The organism is Shewanella sp. 4_MG-2023 (assembly GCF_030548015.1).
In the GTDB taxonomy this organism is placed as follows: domain Bacteria; phylum Pseudomonadota; class Gammaproteobacteria; order Enterobacterales; family Shewanellaceae; genus Shewanella.
The window spans coordinates 15,455-29,806 of record NZ_JAUORL010000008.1 but is presented as its reverse complement, the minus strand read 5'-3'; the positions used below and the strand labels follow the sequence as shown (position 1 = coordinate 29,806).

At 40.6% G+C, this 14,352-nt stretch carries 11 protein-coding genes; 6 read left to right on the top strand and 5 right to left on the bottom strand.

Annotated elements, in window-relative coordinates:
• Window positions 1–105: 105 nt before the first annotated feature.
• Window positions 106–1,551, top strand: a complete 1,446-nt coding sequence (locus Q4546_RS06215) for a carboxylesterase (RefSeq protein ID WP_303411186.1) — start codon at window positions 106–108, stop codon at window positions 1,549–1,551.
• A 65-nt stretch (window positions 1,552–1,616) separates the two neighbouring features.
• Here the strand turns inward: Q4546_RS06215 and Q4546_RS06210 are convergent, their stop codons facing one another.
• Entirely contained in the window at window positions 1,617–3,737 is a 2,121-nt protein-coding gene (locus Q4546_RS06210) for a diguanylate cyclase (protein ID WP_303445922.1), read from the bottom strand.
• Between the two features lie 445 nt (window positions 3,738–4,182).
• Here Q4546_RS06210 and Q4546_RS06205 point away from each other — a divergent pair, with 445 nt between their 5' ends.
• The 4 genes from Q4546_RS06205 to Q4546_RS06190 all read left to right on the top strand — a co-directional run bounded on the left by Q4546_RS06205 (window position 4,183) and on the right by Q4546_RS06190 (window position 9,023).
• On the top strand, window positions 4,183–4,449 hold the full coding sequence (locus Q4546_RS06205; protein ID WP_076542242.1) for a DUF4212 domain-containing protein: 267 nt from the start codon (window positions 4,183–4,185) through the stop codon (window positions 4,447–4,449).
• Window positions 4,450–4,459: 10 nt separating this feature from the next.
• Window positions 4,460–6,178 (top strand): sodium:solute symporter family protein, encoded by a 1,719-nt coding sequence (locus Q4546_RS06200; RefSeq protein ID WP_102435770.1) that lies wholly within the window; start codon window positions 4,460–4,462, stop codon window positions 6,176–6,178.
• Window positions 6,179–6,421: 243 nt separating this feature from the next.
• Entirely contained in the window at window positions 6,422–8,272 is a 1,851-nt protein-coding gene (locus tag Q4546_RS06195; RefSeq protein WP_303445921.1) for a DUF294 nucleotidyltransferase-like domain-containing protein, read from the top strand.
• 73 nt (window positions 8,273–8,345) lie between these two features.
• Window positions 8,346–9,023, top strand: a complete 678-nt coding sequence (locus Q4546_RS06190) for an exonuclease domain-containing protein (protein ID WP_241900982.1) — start codon at window positions 8,346–8,348, stop codon at window positions 9,021–9,023.
• A 96-nt stretch (window positions 9,024–9,119) separates the two neighbouring features.
• Here the strand turns inward: Q4546_RS06190 and Q4546_RS06185 are convergent, their stop codons facing one another.
• Both Q4546_RS06185 and Q4546_RS06180 read right to left on the bottom strand, forming a co-directional pair.
• Window positions 9,120–10,193, bottom strand: coding sequence for a ketoacyl-ACP synthase III (locus Q4546_RS06185; protein WP_102435766.1), 1,074 nt, complete (start codon window positions 10,191–10,193; stop codon window positions 9,120–9,122).
• 86 nt (window positions 10,194–10,279) lie between these two features.
• Window positions 10,280–10,951, bottom strand: coding sequence for a GntR family transcriptional regulator (locus Q4546_RS06180; RefSeq protein WP_102435764.1), 672 nt, complete (start codon window positions 10,949–10,951; stop codon window positions 10,280–10,282).
• A 156-nt stretch (window positions 10,952–11,107) separates the two neighbouring features.
• Between Q4546_RS06180 and gmhB the strand changes: the two genes are divergently transcribed.
• Window positions 11,108–11,662: a D-glycero-beta-D-manno-heptose 1,7-bisphosphate 7-phosphatase gene (gene gmhB / locus Q4546_RS06175; protein WP_102476098.1), complete on the top strand. Its 555-nt coding sequence runs from the start codon at window positions 11,108–11,110 to the stop codon at window positions 11,660–11,662.
• Between the two features lie 177 nt (window positions 11,663–11,839).
• Here gmhB and Q4546_RS06170 read toward each other — a convergent pair whose 3' ends face one another.
• Both Q4546_RS06170 and Q4546_RS06165 read right to left on the bottom strand, forming a co-directional pair.
• Window positions 11,840–13,939: a sulfatase-like hydrolase/transferase gene (locus tag Q4546_RS06170; RefSeq protein ID WP_303445920.1), complete on the bottom strand. Its 2,100-nt coding sequence runs from the start codon at window positions 13,937–13,939 to the stop codon at window positions 11,840–11,842.
• 32 nt (window positions 13,940–13,971) lie between these two features.
• Complete coding sequence (locus tag Q4546_RS06165) at window positions 13,972–14,352, bottom strand: hypothetical protein (protein ID WP_102476100.1); 381 nt, start codon at window positions 14,350–14,352, stop codon at window positions 13,972–13,974.

Below are 14,352 nucleotides of genomic sequence, written 5' to 3'. Positions count from 1 at the left end.
CTCAATATTTTCGGCCTGATGGCATATTATTATTTGTAAATTCAGACTCTTTTTAGACTATCATTAAAACTATACGGACAAAAATTAATTTCATAGGACTGGCGAATGAAAGCAATAGTAATCGGTTCGACTAAACATCTGTTATTTTTTGCTATTTATGGTTTTATTGCCAGTTTACTGCTTTTTATCGCCGCCGTGGTGTGGTTTTTAACGGCTCGCTCTGAATTAGAGATTTGGCATACAACACGCTTGAAAAGTGAGTATCATCAACAGTCTGGCTTAACAGACTTTTCCCAGTATCTTGCTCTTGAAGACAAGCTATTTAATGAGTTAGACCGCAAAATATACCAACAATATACTCCTAAGCTGGCTTCACCTATTAATCGTTACGAAGCCAATAGCTTATCAGATCCAAATCATTGGGATGTAAACTGGAATCGCTCTTTTGAGTGGTCAAACCCCGATGCCAATTATGGCATTTTATTTCTCCATGGTATGTCAGACTCCCCTTATGCGATTTCAAACCTAGCGCGACATTTTAGCGCTTCAGCCGATGTTTTAGGGCTACGTTTACCAGGGCACGGCACTATTCCTGCTGGCTTAGCAGATATCACTTGGCCAGATTTAGCCAGCGCAGTAGCATTAGCGACTCAGCACATGAAGCAAAAATTGGCCGGTAAACCGTTATATGTCGTGGGCTTTTCTACCGGTGCAGCACTGGCATTAAACCTTCAACTAGAAGCAATTGCTGTTAATAACCCTACAGATTATCAAGCAATGATGTTTCTTTCGCCAGCTATAGGGTTAGCGCCCATTGCAGCAGGCGCAAAGTGGCAAGCGAGGTTAGGGCGTTTAATTAATCAAGAAAAACTGTTTTGGAATACCATTGAGGTTGAATACGACCCTTTCAAATATATCTCATTTGCAGTGAATGCCGGTGACGTTGTTTATCAACTGGCTGAAAGAAATCAATATTTAATAAAACAATTTGATCAGCAGCAATTAGCCAATATTCCTCCTATTTTAACCTTCCAGTCAATTGCAGATGATACCGTTTCTACTAACGCGGTGGTCGAGCATTTGTATCAATATTTACCCTCAGATAAGCATAGCTTAGTGATATTTGATATCAATCGTAACCGTAATAATCATCAATTGATCACTAAAAACTTGTTAAACGAAATGGGGCCACTTTGGCTCAACATGCCCATGAACTACCGTTTAAGTTTAATTGAAAATAGCCAGCAATCTGAGTATGGCGTGCAAGAGCAAAACTTGGTTGAGAGCGAAGAGGGAGCAACAGTAGACTTAGCACTGAAATGGCCAGCTGGGGTGTATTCATTATCGCATGTTGCCTTGCCTTTTCCTGAAAATGACCCCTTATACGGACCACATTATCAGCCTCAAAGTCAGCATATTCAGATAGGGCAGGCAATCTTTAAAGGTGAGCGGGGATTGTTTGGGATCCCCGCAGCAGAGATGTTAAGACAGAAATGGAATCCATTTTATCCGTATATGTTAGATAGATTGGAGCAGTTTATTGAGCCGTGATTATCGCGGTAGCTAAACTCGTCACTAGCTTAGCGATTATGGTTTTGATATAAAACGTTAGTGGGCTACTCTGGGTCACTTGGATCATTAATCACATCAATAATGACTTTATTTCGCCCTTGCTCTTTTGCTTTGTATAGGTTGTCATCTGCAACTTTTATCCAGTGATCAATGTCTTTAGAAAAGTTGGCGTTAGCCGTTATCGCGCCAATACTGGTGGTGACTGAAAAGTGCTGTTCATCCGTTGGCGAGTTAATTATTACTTTGGCTAACTGTTCTCTAAAATGATTGAGATGCTGCTCAATTTTAAGGGCATTAGATAAAGGCAATATCAAAATAAACTCTTCACCACCATAGCGAGAAACGATATCGGTATCGCGTTTAAATTGCTGTTTTAATAGTTTAGATACGACTCTTAAGCATTCGTCCCCAGCCAAATGACCGTAGCTATCATTGACCTGTTTAAAGTAATCTAAGTCAAGGATAGCAATGGTAATGGCATGCTCACCTCGCAGACAAAAATCCAGCAAGCTATCAAATCTATCTTCTGCATAACGGCGATTATAAAGCCCAGTTAGTGGATCTTTATCCACTAATGCCAATAACTTTTGATTGGCTTTTTCAAGCTCATCGGTGCGAATCGCGACAGTTTCTTCTAGCTCCAGTTGGTGCTTAAGTAAGTCACGTTTACTGGCGGTGAGGCTCTTGTACAGGTTATATACTTCTTCTGATGTACTTTCATTATCAATTTGTTCTTTTAATTCAGTACCACTGATTTGTCCGAATTGATTAGCCACAATTTCTAATGAGTTAGTGAGTAAACGACACACTCTGGAGGAGATTGAAAAGGTCAAAATGATGGAGATGAATAGCATCAAGTAGGTGCCTAGCATTTGTGTTTCGGCGGTTTTAACTAACGGAGACAGTGGCTGTAATACATACAACTTCCAACCATTGTTTAGTCGATTACTGATGTACACGTATTCAGGTGATGTGGCGGTTAAGTTGTGAATATTGATCACATTTAAACTGGTGCGGTAATTTCCTTTTTCATTTGAATAGGTAAATTCTACGTGAGTGCTTAAGTTTAGAGAAGGGGTGGAATAAATGATGTTGTTATTGTTATCAACGATGATAATAAACTCTTTATCCCCTGTTCCATTTTGATTATCTATCTTAGAAAAGAACGCTAAATCCAGCGAGCCTTCAATAATTCCACTGACCTTTGATTGATCATTATTGTGATAAAAAGGGGCACTGATGGCGATAATTGATTCGTCACCAAAGCCGCGGCCTTTAAACACAGGCGAAACAAACAAGCGCTGATTATAAAAAGACTCAATAAAGTAGTCTCTATCTGAAATTGATAAATCCAGAGGTTGCCCTGTTTTATTGAGCATAATACTGCTGGGGCTTGCGGCAATCACTTGAGCATCAGTGTCTGCCAGCAGCATAGTAATAAAACTAGGATAATGCTGATGCAGTTTGATTAAAACTTGTTGTAATTCACTGTAGGATGACGTCGTTAAGCTGATTAAATCTGCTGCATAATCAATGACCATTTTATGTTCATTAAGGTATTGCTCGGTTGCCGTACTAATATGTTCGGTGGTGTCAGTTAAATTTCGCTTCAGTAACTCTTGTTGTTTTTCAAGAAACAAATAATTAAAAGTCAGTGCTGATAATAACAAGCAAAGGGTGATCATTAACGTCATAAAGTAGGTGACTTGAGCGTTAAAACTACGACGTTTTTGGTTGGTTTTTGTGTCATTTAACTGCCACGTATTAGGAATAAACAAGATGAACAGTGACGCCAAGCCAGCGTAAATTAAACCGTTGATGCTTTGCTTGATAATGGCGAATAACATGTGGCTATCTGGAAAATCAGCAAGTGTCACCATGTATATATAGGTTAATGGCATACCAAGAGCTAACCAATAAATACCACTGCTATATAAGGGAAACAGGCCTTTTCTGCGAGCAATGCCAATGAATATTGCTTCGGTACAAAATAGTAAATATACATGGGGGCTACCCCAAGTGAGCATTAATCCACTTGCGCTGAGTATGGCGGTGACTAAACCATACCAAGGGCCTAAAAGCACAGCTGAAATAACGGTAAAAGTATTACCTAGCACTAATTGGACATTGGCGAATATTGGAATGGGGTAGCAATTAATTACCATTCCTAATAGGCCAAAACAGAGTGCAATCAGGAGGTTTTTTTTATTTATTATAGGAAACTGCAATCGAATACCATGTGATCGAACTGTTATGTAAAAATTTTATACTCGTCAAGCATTTAACTCAAGTGGAAACGATATTGTGGCCCCCGTAATGTGAAAAATCTGAATTCTGCTTGTGAGCTCAATACCCATTTGAGGCAATACTTTCCTGCTGCTTATCTTAGTCAATCACTAAATTCAGTTCGACCTTGGTCTACATTAGCTTAATTGGTGATGTAGACATAACTTCAGCATTTCATAGGTTAAGCTGTTGTTAATAAGTAACTATTTTGTTTTTTCTATAACTGGCCAAACCAAATCTTAGACTAAGGTCGTGATTGTGGTCACATTTTGAGTTGTTAGATTAACTATCGACTTAAAAAATAATTAGCACTGGGGAGTCACTATGAGTTTCGAAAATCAAGATACAGCAAGTGGGTACTGGCGTGAGAATTTACGCTTAGTATTGGGGTTGCTGGCAATTTGGGCTGCAGTATCATTTGGCTGCGGTATTTTACTGGTCGATGTTCTTAATGAAGTCCACTTCATGGGCTTTAAATTGGGATTCTGGTTTGCACAACAAGGTGCCATGTATGTGTTTGTTGCACTGATTTTTGTGTATGTAGCGAAAGCGAATGCTTTAGATAAAAAATATAACGTACACGAAGACTGAGGAATAAATCATGGATGTTCAAACTTTAACTTATATTATCGTGGGCTTGACGTTTGCCCTGTACATCGGTATCGCAATATGGTCTCGTGCTGGCTCAACTAAAGAGTTTTATGTCGCTGGTGGCGGCGTGCCGCCAGTTATGAACGGTATGGCAACAGCGGCGGATTGGATGTCCGCGGCATCATTTATATCACTTGCCGGTATTGTTTCATTTACTGGTTATGATGGTTCTGTCTATTTAATGGGCTGGACCGGTGGTTATGTTCTGCTAGCGCTTTGCATGGCTCCATACTTACGTAAGTTCGGTAAATTTACTGTGCCAGACTTTATTGGTGATCGCTATTACTCACAAGCTGCGCGAACTGTTGCAGTCGTGTGTGCGATTTTCATCTGTTTCACCTACATCGCCGGTCAAATGCGTGGTGTTGGGGTGGTATTCTCCCGTTTCTTAGAAGTCGAAGTTGAAACTGGGGTTTATATCGGTATGGCAGTGGTGTTCTTTTATGCTGTTTTAGGCGGTATGAAAGGGATTACTTACACTCAGGTTGCGCAGTATTGTGTGCTTATTTTTGCCTTTATGGTACCAGCCATTTTCATCTCGGTAATGATGACAGGTCATGTGTTACCGCAAATTGGCTTTGGTGCAGAACTTGTTGATGCAGCAGGTAATGGAACAGGAGTTTACCTGTTAGATAAGCTTGATGGCTTGTCGGCAGAACTTGGCTTCTCTCAATATACTGAAGGCTCAAAGAGCATGATTGATGTGTTCTTTATTACTGGTGCCTTGATGTTTGGTACCGCTGGTTTACCCCATGTCATCGTGCGTTTCTTTACAGTGCCTAGAGTAAAAGATGCGCGTGTATCAGCAGGTTGGGCATTAGTATTTATTGCTATTATGTATACCACAATTCCAGCATTGGCAGCTTTCTCTCGTGTAAATATGATTGAAACCATTAATGGCCCAGAAAAAACCGGTGTTGCTTATGAAACAGCGCCTGAATGGATTAAAAACTGGGAAAAAACTGGCTTAATTACTTGGGATGATAAAAATGCTGATGGCAATATCTATTATGCTAAAGGCGATACCAATGAAATGAAAATTGACCGCGATATCATGGTATTAGCAACGCCTGAAATTGCATCTCTGCCAGCATGGGTCATAGCATTGGTCGCTGCTGGTGGTCTTGCGGCGGCACTGTCTACATCTGCGGGTTTATTATTAGTTATTTCTACCTCGGTATCCCATGATTTATTGAAGAAAAACTTCATGCCAGATATCTCAGATAAGAAAGAGCTTTTATTTGCGCGAATTGCCGCGGCGCTAGGTATTGTCATGGCGGGTTACTTTGGTATTAACCCACCAGGCTTTGTGGCCGCGGTTGTTGCGATTGCATTTGGTCTAGCTGCCTCGTCATTGTTTCCTGCCATTGTTATGGGGATCTTTTCAAGAACCGTTAACAAAGAAGGTGCGATTTCAGGGATGGTTTTAGGTTTACTATTTACTGCAAGCTATATCGTGTACTTTAAGTTTGTTAACCCAAGTGCCAATAGCAGTGAAAACTGGTTCCTAGGTATTTCGCCTGAAGGTATTGGTATGCTAGGTATGATGATTAACTTTGGTGTTGCATTTGCTGTTAGCAAAGTCACTGCAGCGGTACCTGCTGACGTGGTTGCTATGGTTGAGTCAATTCGATTCCCGAAAGGCTCAGGTGAAGCGCACGACCATTAAGATTCATACAATATGAATTTTAAAATGTGAGTATTTAATTCTCGGATAAAAAAGCGCTTCGGCGCTTTTTTTATTGGTGACAGTGTTCAATTCTTTATGAACAAATGCTGTTAGCAAGTGTTTAATATTAGTGAGTTAAATATTGCCACTTATGGCCATTGGTCGAATATCAGCCTCAATATAATTTACGTATATTAAATTAATAAGACAGAAAATGATTTGGCAGTAAGTAAGAGGCCCGCGATGAAAGATGCCAGTGAACTGCAACCCATTGTTCAATTTATTAAAGAGTTAGTACCATTTGATAGTCTTTCAGAGACAAATTTAACGCGCTGCTGCAAGCAAATCACCATTGGTTATTACAGTAAAGCATCGGCTGTAGTGCCCTTAGATGCCAGTCATCCACAACTTTATATTGTTCGCTCTGGCGCATTTGAAGTAAGAGACAATCAAGGTGAGTTATTAGATAGGTTGGGCGAAGGAGACTACTTTGGTTTTCCATCTTTGCTATCTGGTGAAAAAGTCAGTAACCAAGTGCAGATTTTAGAAGACAGTTTGGTGTATCACTTAGATCCCGAAACCTTTGATTTTTTGCGTAGTGAAAGCCGCAGCTTCGATCGCTTTTTTAATCGTGCCTTTGCCAGAAGAATGCGTCATCAAGCTAGATTTAAAGCAAAAGACTTAACCACAACCAATCGTATCAATAGTTTAATGTCTGCCGATCCTCTAATTATAAATTGTAATGCCAGTGTCAGTGAGGCGGCGAAAAAAATGCGTTTAGCCAGAGTGTCATCAGTGCTAGTGATGGATAATCAGCAATTGATTGGTATTCTTACCGATCGAGATTTACGTAATCGAGTGCTTGCTGAAGGCTTTGATGGCAATTTGCCGGTTCATCAAGCGATGACTCCCAATCCCACCAAACTTGAAGCTAACGCCTTAGTATTTGAAGCAATGCTGTTGATGAGTGAACATGGCATTCATCACTTACCCATTATGGAACAAGAAAATGTGGTGGGGATATTAACCAGTACTGATATTTTACGCGGCCAGAGTTCACAGCCCTTGTTATTAATCGGCGAAATCGAGCGGCAAACCAATATCCATAGCCTGATCAATGTCAGTAAACAAATTCCGGTATTACTGCAAAATCTAATCAGTGCAGATGCCCGAGCTGAAGAAGTGGGCAGGGTATTAACCTCGGTTACTGATGCATTAACCCGGCGATTAATTATTTTAAATCAGCAAATTTTAGGTGAAGCGCCAATGGCCTTTTGCTGGTTAGCGTTTGGCTCACAAGGCAGGCAAGATCAAGCGGCCTGTTCAGATCAAGATAACGGTATTTTGCTGGCCCATGAGCCTGATGAGCATGCAAAAGGCTATTTTGACGCCTTAACCCATGCGGTTTGTAAAGGGCTGGATCAATGCGGCTATATATATTGTCCCGGGGATATTATGGCGCAAAACCCCAAATGGCGTTTGTCACTGTCCCAATGGCAACAACACTTTGAAAAATGGGTGCTATCACCCGAACCTAAAGCCTTAATGCATGCCAGTATCTTTTTTGATATGCGCTCCGTTTATGGGCCGCAGAATTTATTTGATCAGTTACAACAGCACGTCTTAAGCAACACCAAAGATAATGATATTTTTCTTGCTGGAATGGCGGGTAACTCACTGGTTGAAACGCCGCCGCTAGGCTTTTTTAGAAAGTTTGTGTTAGAGCGTGACGGCAGTGAAGTAAAAGGTATGGATTTGAAACATAAAGGCGTAGCGTTAATCAACGATATCGCCAGAGTGTATGCTTTAAGTGCAGGTATTACTGAAGTGAATACGCCTAAGCGGATCCGAGCATTGATGGAAGCCAATATCATTAACCGTAAAGATGCCCTTAATCTAGCTGATGCACTAGAGTTTATTGCGCATATGCGGTTATCAAATCAAGGTCAGCAGCATACACAACAACAAGAAGTCACCAATTACTTAAAACCGCAGCAAATGTCATCGTTATTGCGACATCAACTCAGGGATGCTTTTAAAGTGGTTCATGATGCGCAATCTGGCTTAAGAATGAAGTTTATGCGAAGTTATTAATGGTATTTCTATGTGGGTTGGCCAGTGATGTTAATTTAGCTTGTGATGTTAATAGTGTGGAGTAAACAACTTAGTGAATGAGTTATGGCTTAAAACGCGCTTACAGTTAGAACTTCTCGGTCAAAAAGACGAGCTTGCGGCTTACCAGTCGAGCGTTAAGCCATGCCTTAGTGCTACGATTGCGGATCTACCGATTATGGCAATAGATCTAGAAATGACCGGGTTAGATCCTCATAACGACCAAATAATCAGTATTGGTATCGTGCCGATTGAGCATGGCGCCATTCCGTTATCAAAAGCCCTGCAAGTGATGGTGACAATCGATGGAAGTGTAGGACAGAGCGCAGCTGTGCACGGGATTATCGATAATCATTTAACAGAAGCGTTATCACTAACACAAGCCATGGCCTGGTTGCTTGCACAAACTCAAGGCTCAATTTTATTAGCTCATCATGCACCAATGGACATTAGTTTTATCCAAAGCCATTTAGAAAAAGTCTATAAAAGAAGCATTAAATTGCCTTTTATTGATACCTTAGCGATAGAAAAACAACGACTTTTACGCCAACATGATGTGCTGCAAGAAGGTAGTTTACGACTGGATGCTTGTCGAAAACGATACGGTCTGCCGACTTATTATGGCCATGATGCCCTCACAGATGCACTAGCGTGCGCCGAATTGTTTGTGGCACAAATAGCCTCTATTGGCGACAGTAAAACCATGAAGGCGGCGCAATTTATTAGTATATAAAGGCAGTAGCCTGAACTTAATCAAATCAGTTTAAATCCAGTAAATAGATATAAAAAAACCAGCACAAGGCTGGTTTAATGGTTTAGCAAGCTGAGTTTACTTTGATTTGTTCATGAAGAAATCAACAGCTGGCTTGATAAGCTCTAAGGCAGTGACTTCACAAGGTGGGAGCTCGGCTGTAGGTGGGTTAATCGGTGTAGTACGCTCACCCCATTTAACTAATGCAGCCGCTGAGGTTAAACCCGCGCCAAAGGCACATGATAAAACAGTTTGACCTGCTTTCAACTTACCTTGTTCAAGAGCATCACAAATCGCAATAGGGATAGTGGCTGCCGAGGTATTGCCATATTTTGCAATATTAACAAAGGCTTTTTCTTTTGGAATTTTCATGCGGCCGATTAAGGTATCAATAATACGTTCATTGGCTTGATGAGGAATAACAAAATCAACGTCTTCTTTATTGATATTGCACTTTTCAAGCACTTTAGTGCTTAGACCGCCCATGCCATGAATCGCGCGTTTAAACACTTCTTGGCCATTTAGATGAATGAAGAAGTCTAAAGAAGATGAATCAAAGCGATCCATTTTGGTACCAAAACCAGAGGCTAAAATATCACGCGCAGCAGGGTCATTATTTAACTCGTAACCTAAAACACCGCCTGGTTGGTCGCTTACTTCTAATACCACCGCGCCGGCGCCATCACCAAATAATACAGCGGTTTCACGGCGAGACCAATCAAGGTAAAAAGACAAACGCTCTGCACCAATAACCAACACTTTTTTATTTTGACCACTTTTGATCATTGAACTACCAAGACCAAGACCGTATAAGAAGCCACTACAGGCCGCGTTGATATCAAACGCGCCGCAAGTTGCACCAATATTGGCTTGCACCGTTGAAGCAATGTTTGGAATTAAAGTGTCAGGGCTTGCTGTTGCTAAGATGATTAAGTCAATCTCACTGCCATCAATACCTGCCGCTGATAACGCATTTTGCGCTGCAACGGTTGCAAGTTCTGAGGTATTTACGTGGCTAATACGTCTTTCGCTGATCCCGGTACGAGTTTTAATCCACTCGTCTGACGTTTCCATAAATGTGGCTAAATCGTCATTGGTCAGAGTTGCTGGTGGGACACATTTTCCCCAGCCGGTAATATGAGCATACTGCATGTGGTGATCTCTCAAATAAAAATTAAAAAATAATCTGGTAATAAAATGTCTTCATTTAATAGAGGGACTGTTACTCCCCACTAAACCTACTTTAAATGCTGGACCACAAGTGCCTTAATGGCTTCTGCTGCATGTAAAATATGTTGTTGTAATAATTTGGTCGCTTTGCCGATATCTTTGCGTTTGCACAATTCGAAGAGTTCGCGATGCTCTCGTTCCGCCGTTGGTATTCCACCGGTTAAAAGTAGCTGTAAACGGATATAGCGATCACAGTTATTATTTAAACCATGGACAACTTCGAGAGTATGAGGTCGATTAGCGGCTTCATATAAGCACGTATGGAACTGAATATTGAGTTCGCTCCAAGTTGCAACTGAGTCCTCTTGCTTAAAAGCCGACTCGAGTTTGGCTAGCACCTTGTCAGCCCGCTCAAAATCATCATCTTGTAGATTAGGAATTGCTTTTGCAAGCAAATCACTCTCTATCATAGCGCGTAGCTCAAATAATTCTGTGACCTGCTCAACAGAAAGCATTGTCGCAGTGGCACCTTTATGGGCTTCAAACTTGACTAACCCTTCAGCCTCTAACTGTACTAAAGCCTCACGAACAGGAATACGACTGACATTAAGTTGCGCAGCAATTGCTGACTGTCTAAGCGGTTCACCCGCTTTGATATAGCCAGAAAGTAATTGTTCTCTCAAAACTTCTACTACAGCTTGGGTGCGAGTTTTATGAATTATTGGCGTTATTTGACTCATTACTTCTTATAATTGTCACAAAATATCTACGGAAGGGTAACCTTTACTGGCGTTATTATAAAGTATCGATGTAAAAAATCTTCCTTTTATAATACATGTGCATATTTAACTAAGTAGTGGGATAATCACTGTAATTGAAATTTTAGGAGTAGTACCGTGAATAAAGCCATTTTTTTAGACCGTGACGGCGTTATCAATATCGATAAAGGCTATGTGCACTTGGTTGATGACTTTGAATACATTGAAGGTGTGTTTGAAGCATGCTTAGCATTTAAAAAAATGGGCTACATGGTCGTGGTGGTGACAAACCAATCTGGTATTGCTCGCGGTATGTATAGTGAAGATGATTTTCACCATTTAACTGAATGGATGGATTGGAACTTTGCTGATAAAGGTGTGGAGTTGGACGGTATCTATTATTGCCCCCATCATCCAGAAAAAGGCCTTGGGGATTACAAACAAGATTGTGATTGCCGCAAACCTAAACCCGGTATGCTTAATAGTGCTGCAGAATTTTTAAAAATTGATATGAGTCAATCTATCATGGTGGGTGATAAAGCCGATGATATGCGCGCTGCTAAAGCGGCAGGCATCCTAACATCGATTTTAGTTAAAACCGGTAAAGTTGTTGATGAAGCTGGGGTAAGTGAAGCCACTGCGGTAGTAAATAGTATTGCAGACGTGCCAGCTTATTTAGAGCAAATTTTATAATAAGCAAATAAATACTTATAAAATGCAACTAACAGGCTAGATTGCCCATGCTAGCCTTGTTGTTTTCTCATTGGAACCTTGCCATAGACCTAACGGTTTAGGTAATTAATAAAGCGCGTTAAGTCTGTTTACGCTTTAACTAAATTACTTTAATCCCACTGCCTTGCAAACTCATCATTAATTCTCTAATTGAGAGTATAAATCCAATGAATTCTGACATGGCGTTTTTGGCATGTTAACCAAATCAGCTTGGTAATGTTCGCAGAGTGCGGTTAACATTTTTTGCCACGGGGCATTGCCTTGATAGTTGGCTAGGTTGTGCCACTGCATAGTGTCAGTATTGACTAAAATGAGCCGTTCAACCTTAGGCAACATGGCGAGTTGCCACTGATTTTCATATACAGAGCGCTGCTTCAAAGCGATATTTTTTTTATAAAACTCGGGTTTCATTACCGCTCGGCCATTGTCTCTTACTTCATATTGTGAAGCGGTTTCTGACATGACTTTATTATCATCGATGAAGCTGGTATTGATAGCGCGAACAGGCAGTGAAGACTCAACAAAAACAAATCGCGTATCATCTAAATCTGTCTGCATCTGTGGAAGCGCTATACCGTCAAATTGCCAATCATTATTTGTCGAATCTGATTTTAAACTAGCCACGATAGTTGGTGCTATATCAATAAGAGAGAATAACCCTGGCACCTTACCTGTGTGGTTAATCGGTTCGCTATGGCGATATCGCAAACTTGCAAGCAATACTTGTGATTGCTCCTGAGACAAGATATTGGTCCCATGGCCCCATGCGGCTACATTGAGTTTTTCAATTTTATCGCTAGGGTTGTTATTGTTATTTTGTATTTCCGTTGCCGCAGTCAATCTATCTTGAGCTAATAAAAAACCTTCACCGTGGTCTGATAGTAGATACACTATGGCATTCTCTAACATGCCACGTTGGCGTAAGCCGCTCATAAAATTGGCTATCTGTATATCTACTGTTTTAATCAATTCTCGATGCATATAATGATTGTAGTTACCGTCCCAGCGTGATTTATCCAATTCAATAAAGTCTTTTGAAGTGAACGGCCAATGTAGCTGACAAAAATGCACCGCTAAGAAATTGGGCGTATCGACAGATAACGCATTGAGCACTTCTTGATTAAACCGCATAGGATCATAGGCTTTACCATAGGCGCGATTAATATATAAATAGGGAAACATATAGCCAGAAATTGGGGTGTTGATGGCAAGGTTAATTAGGGGGATATCTGCTACGTTGGCGATTATGGCATCAGCGGCCCCAACTTTGGGACCAATAACACGATCAAAGCCATAATGCTCATCTATTTGATTAAAGCGGCGCTCATCCATTGCATAGGTTGTTTGATACCCTTTACTTGAAAGTGAGTTTAGGAGCGGCAAATCTTTATTCACTAATTCAGGTGGGGCTAAGTTAAACCTTGCTCCATTATTGACAGGGTATTGTCCCGATAATATACCCATCCATGCCACATATGTTCGTGCTTGTGGTGTATAAGCTTTATCGTAAATTAATGATTTTGCTAATAGCTGATTGAGCTTTGGTGCTATTGAATTATCAGCTCCTCTGTGTGCAAGGTGGTCAGGGCGCAGCCCGTCAATACCGATAACAAAAATATTAGGAAGCTTATTAACCGCTTTGCTAGTGCTTGAAAGCGTGTCGTTATTAAAGAAATTAACAAAGCCAATGCTAACAATTAATAGGCTAATTAAAACAAGGGTTTTATGGGGAGATAAGCTGCTGAAGAGGGCATACATAAAATTACTTAGGAGTAAAAAAAACAGCCCCCAAAGTAGCCAAGGTTCTACTAATATTGTGCCACGAAATATCCCCAACAAAGAGGTGGGGTATAAATATGAGTTTGCCGCAACGACAAGAATACAATGGAGTAGTAGGATCACAATCCAGATCTGTGTCTTAATATTGTCATTGTGGCAATACTGAAACCAAGGCCGGCATGAGAGGGTAATAATTGCAGCCCAACAGGCATGTAGCAATATGACCATAGCTGCGAAGAAACTAAGATCGTACAGTAAGCCTTTACTGAACAAGTGCTGAGTTTTGATATGTGTCATCGCATTAGCAATAGAGAAGGGGGAGTGGTCTTGTATTAACTGTTTATAGTTAAATGCAATCACAATAAGAAAAATTAATACCGCCAGTGTTCTAAAATACGTGCGCATCAAAGAGATTGATGGGACGCTAAGCTTAGCATTGCTTGTTACGGTTTTAGGCATGGCTTATCTCTTATGTTTAATTCCGAGTCATTTTAATCTAACGCTTCATTTTTGTTTTGGTGTAGCCCTTGAACATCATGTTTAGTTTGATGCTGCATTTTTGATTGAGCTTGTATTTGGCTGAATTGAGATGCTGACATGTTACTGAGAGATGAATGGTTAGCGGTTGAGTCGATGTTAATTTGAAAATCCTTGAAATGAGTCAGTAACATATCTTCATTACCCGAAGGCCAATCACCAAGAATAAGGTATCGTTCGGCCAATGTTGCCCCTGATTCTTTATCTGTTTTAAGCGCCAGCCGAGCATTGGCAACAGTCCATGCAGGATAGATGATTAGCAATAACAATAGAGTGATCAAAGCGATTAATGCCACTTGTATAAAATGATCTGTACTAAGGTTGGTTTTCAACAT

Bases quoted from the DNA above. Each gene is read 5' to 3' on its own strand.
- Q4546_RS06210 (WP_303445922.1), bottom strand. From the start codon at position 3,737: ATGGTAATTAATTGCTACCCCATTCCAATATTCGCCAATGTCCAATTA.
- Q4546_RS06205 (WP_076542242.1), top strand. From the start codon at position 4,183: ATGAGTTTCGAAAATCAAGATACAGCAAGTGGGTACTGGCGTGAGAAT.
- Q4546_RS06165 (WP_102476100.1), bottom strand. From the start codon at position 14,352: ATGTTGAAAACCAACCTTAGTACAGATCATTTTATACAAGTGGCATTA.
- Q4546_RS06170 (WP_303445920.1), bottom strand. From the start codon at position 13,939: ATGCCTAAAACCGTAACAAGCAATGCTAAGCTTAGCGTCCCATCAATC.
- Q4546_RS06195 (WP_303445921.1), top strand. From the start codon at position 6,422: ATGAAAGATGCCAGTGAACTGCAACCCATTGTTCAATTTATTAAAGAG.
- Q4546_RS06215 (WP_303411186.1), top strand. From the start codon at position 106: ATGAAAGCAATAGTAATCGGTTCGACTAAACATCTGTTATTTTTTGCT.
- Q4546_RS06180 (WP_102435764.1), bottom strand. From the start codon at position 10,951: ATGAGTCAAATAACGCCAATAATTCATAAAACTCGCACCCAAGCTGTA.
- Q4546_RS06200 (WP_102435770.1), top strand. From the start codon at position 4,460: ATGGATGTTCAAACTTTAACTTATATTATCGTGGGCTTGACGTTTGCC.
- Q4546_RS06185 (WP_102435766.1), bottom strand. From the start codon at position 10,193: ATGCAGTATGCTCATATTACCGGCTGGGGAAAATGTGTCCCACCAGCA.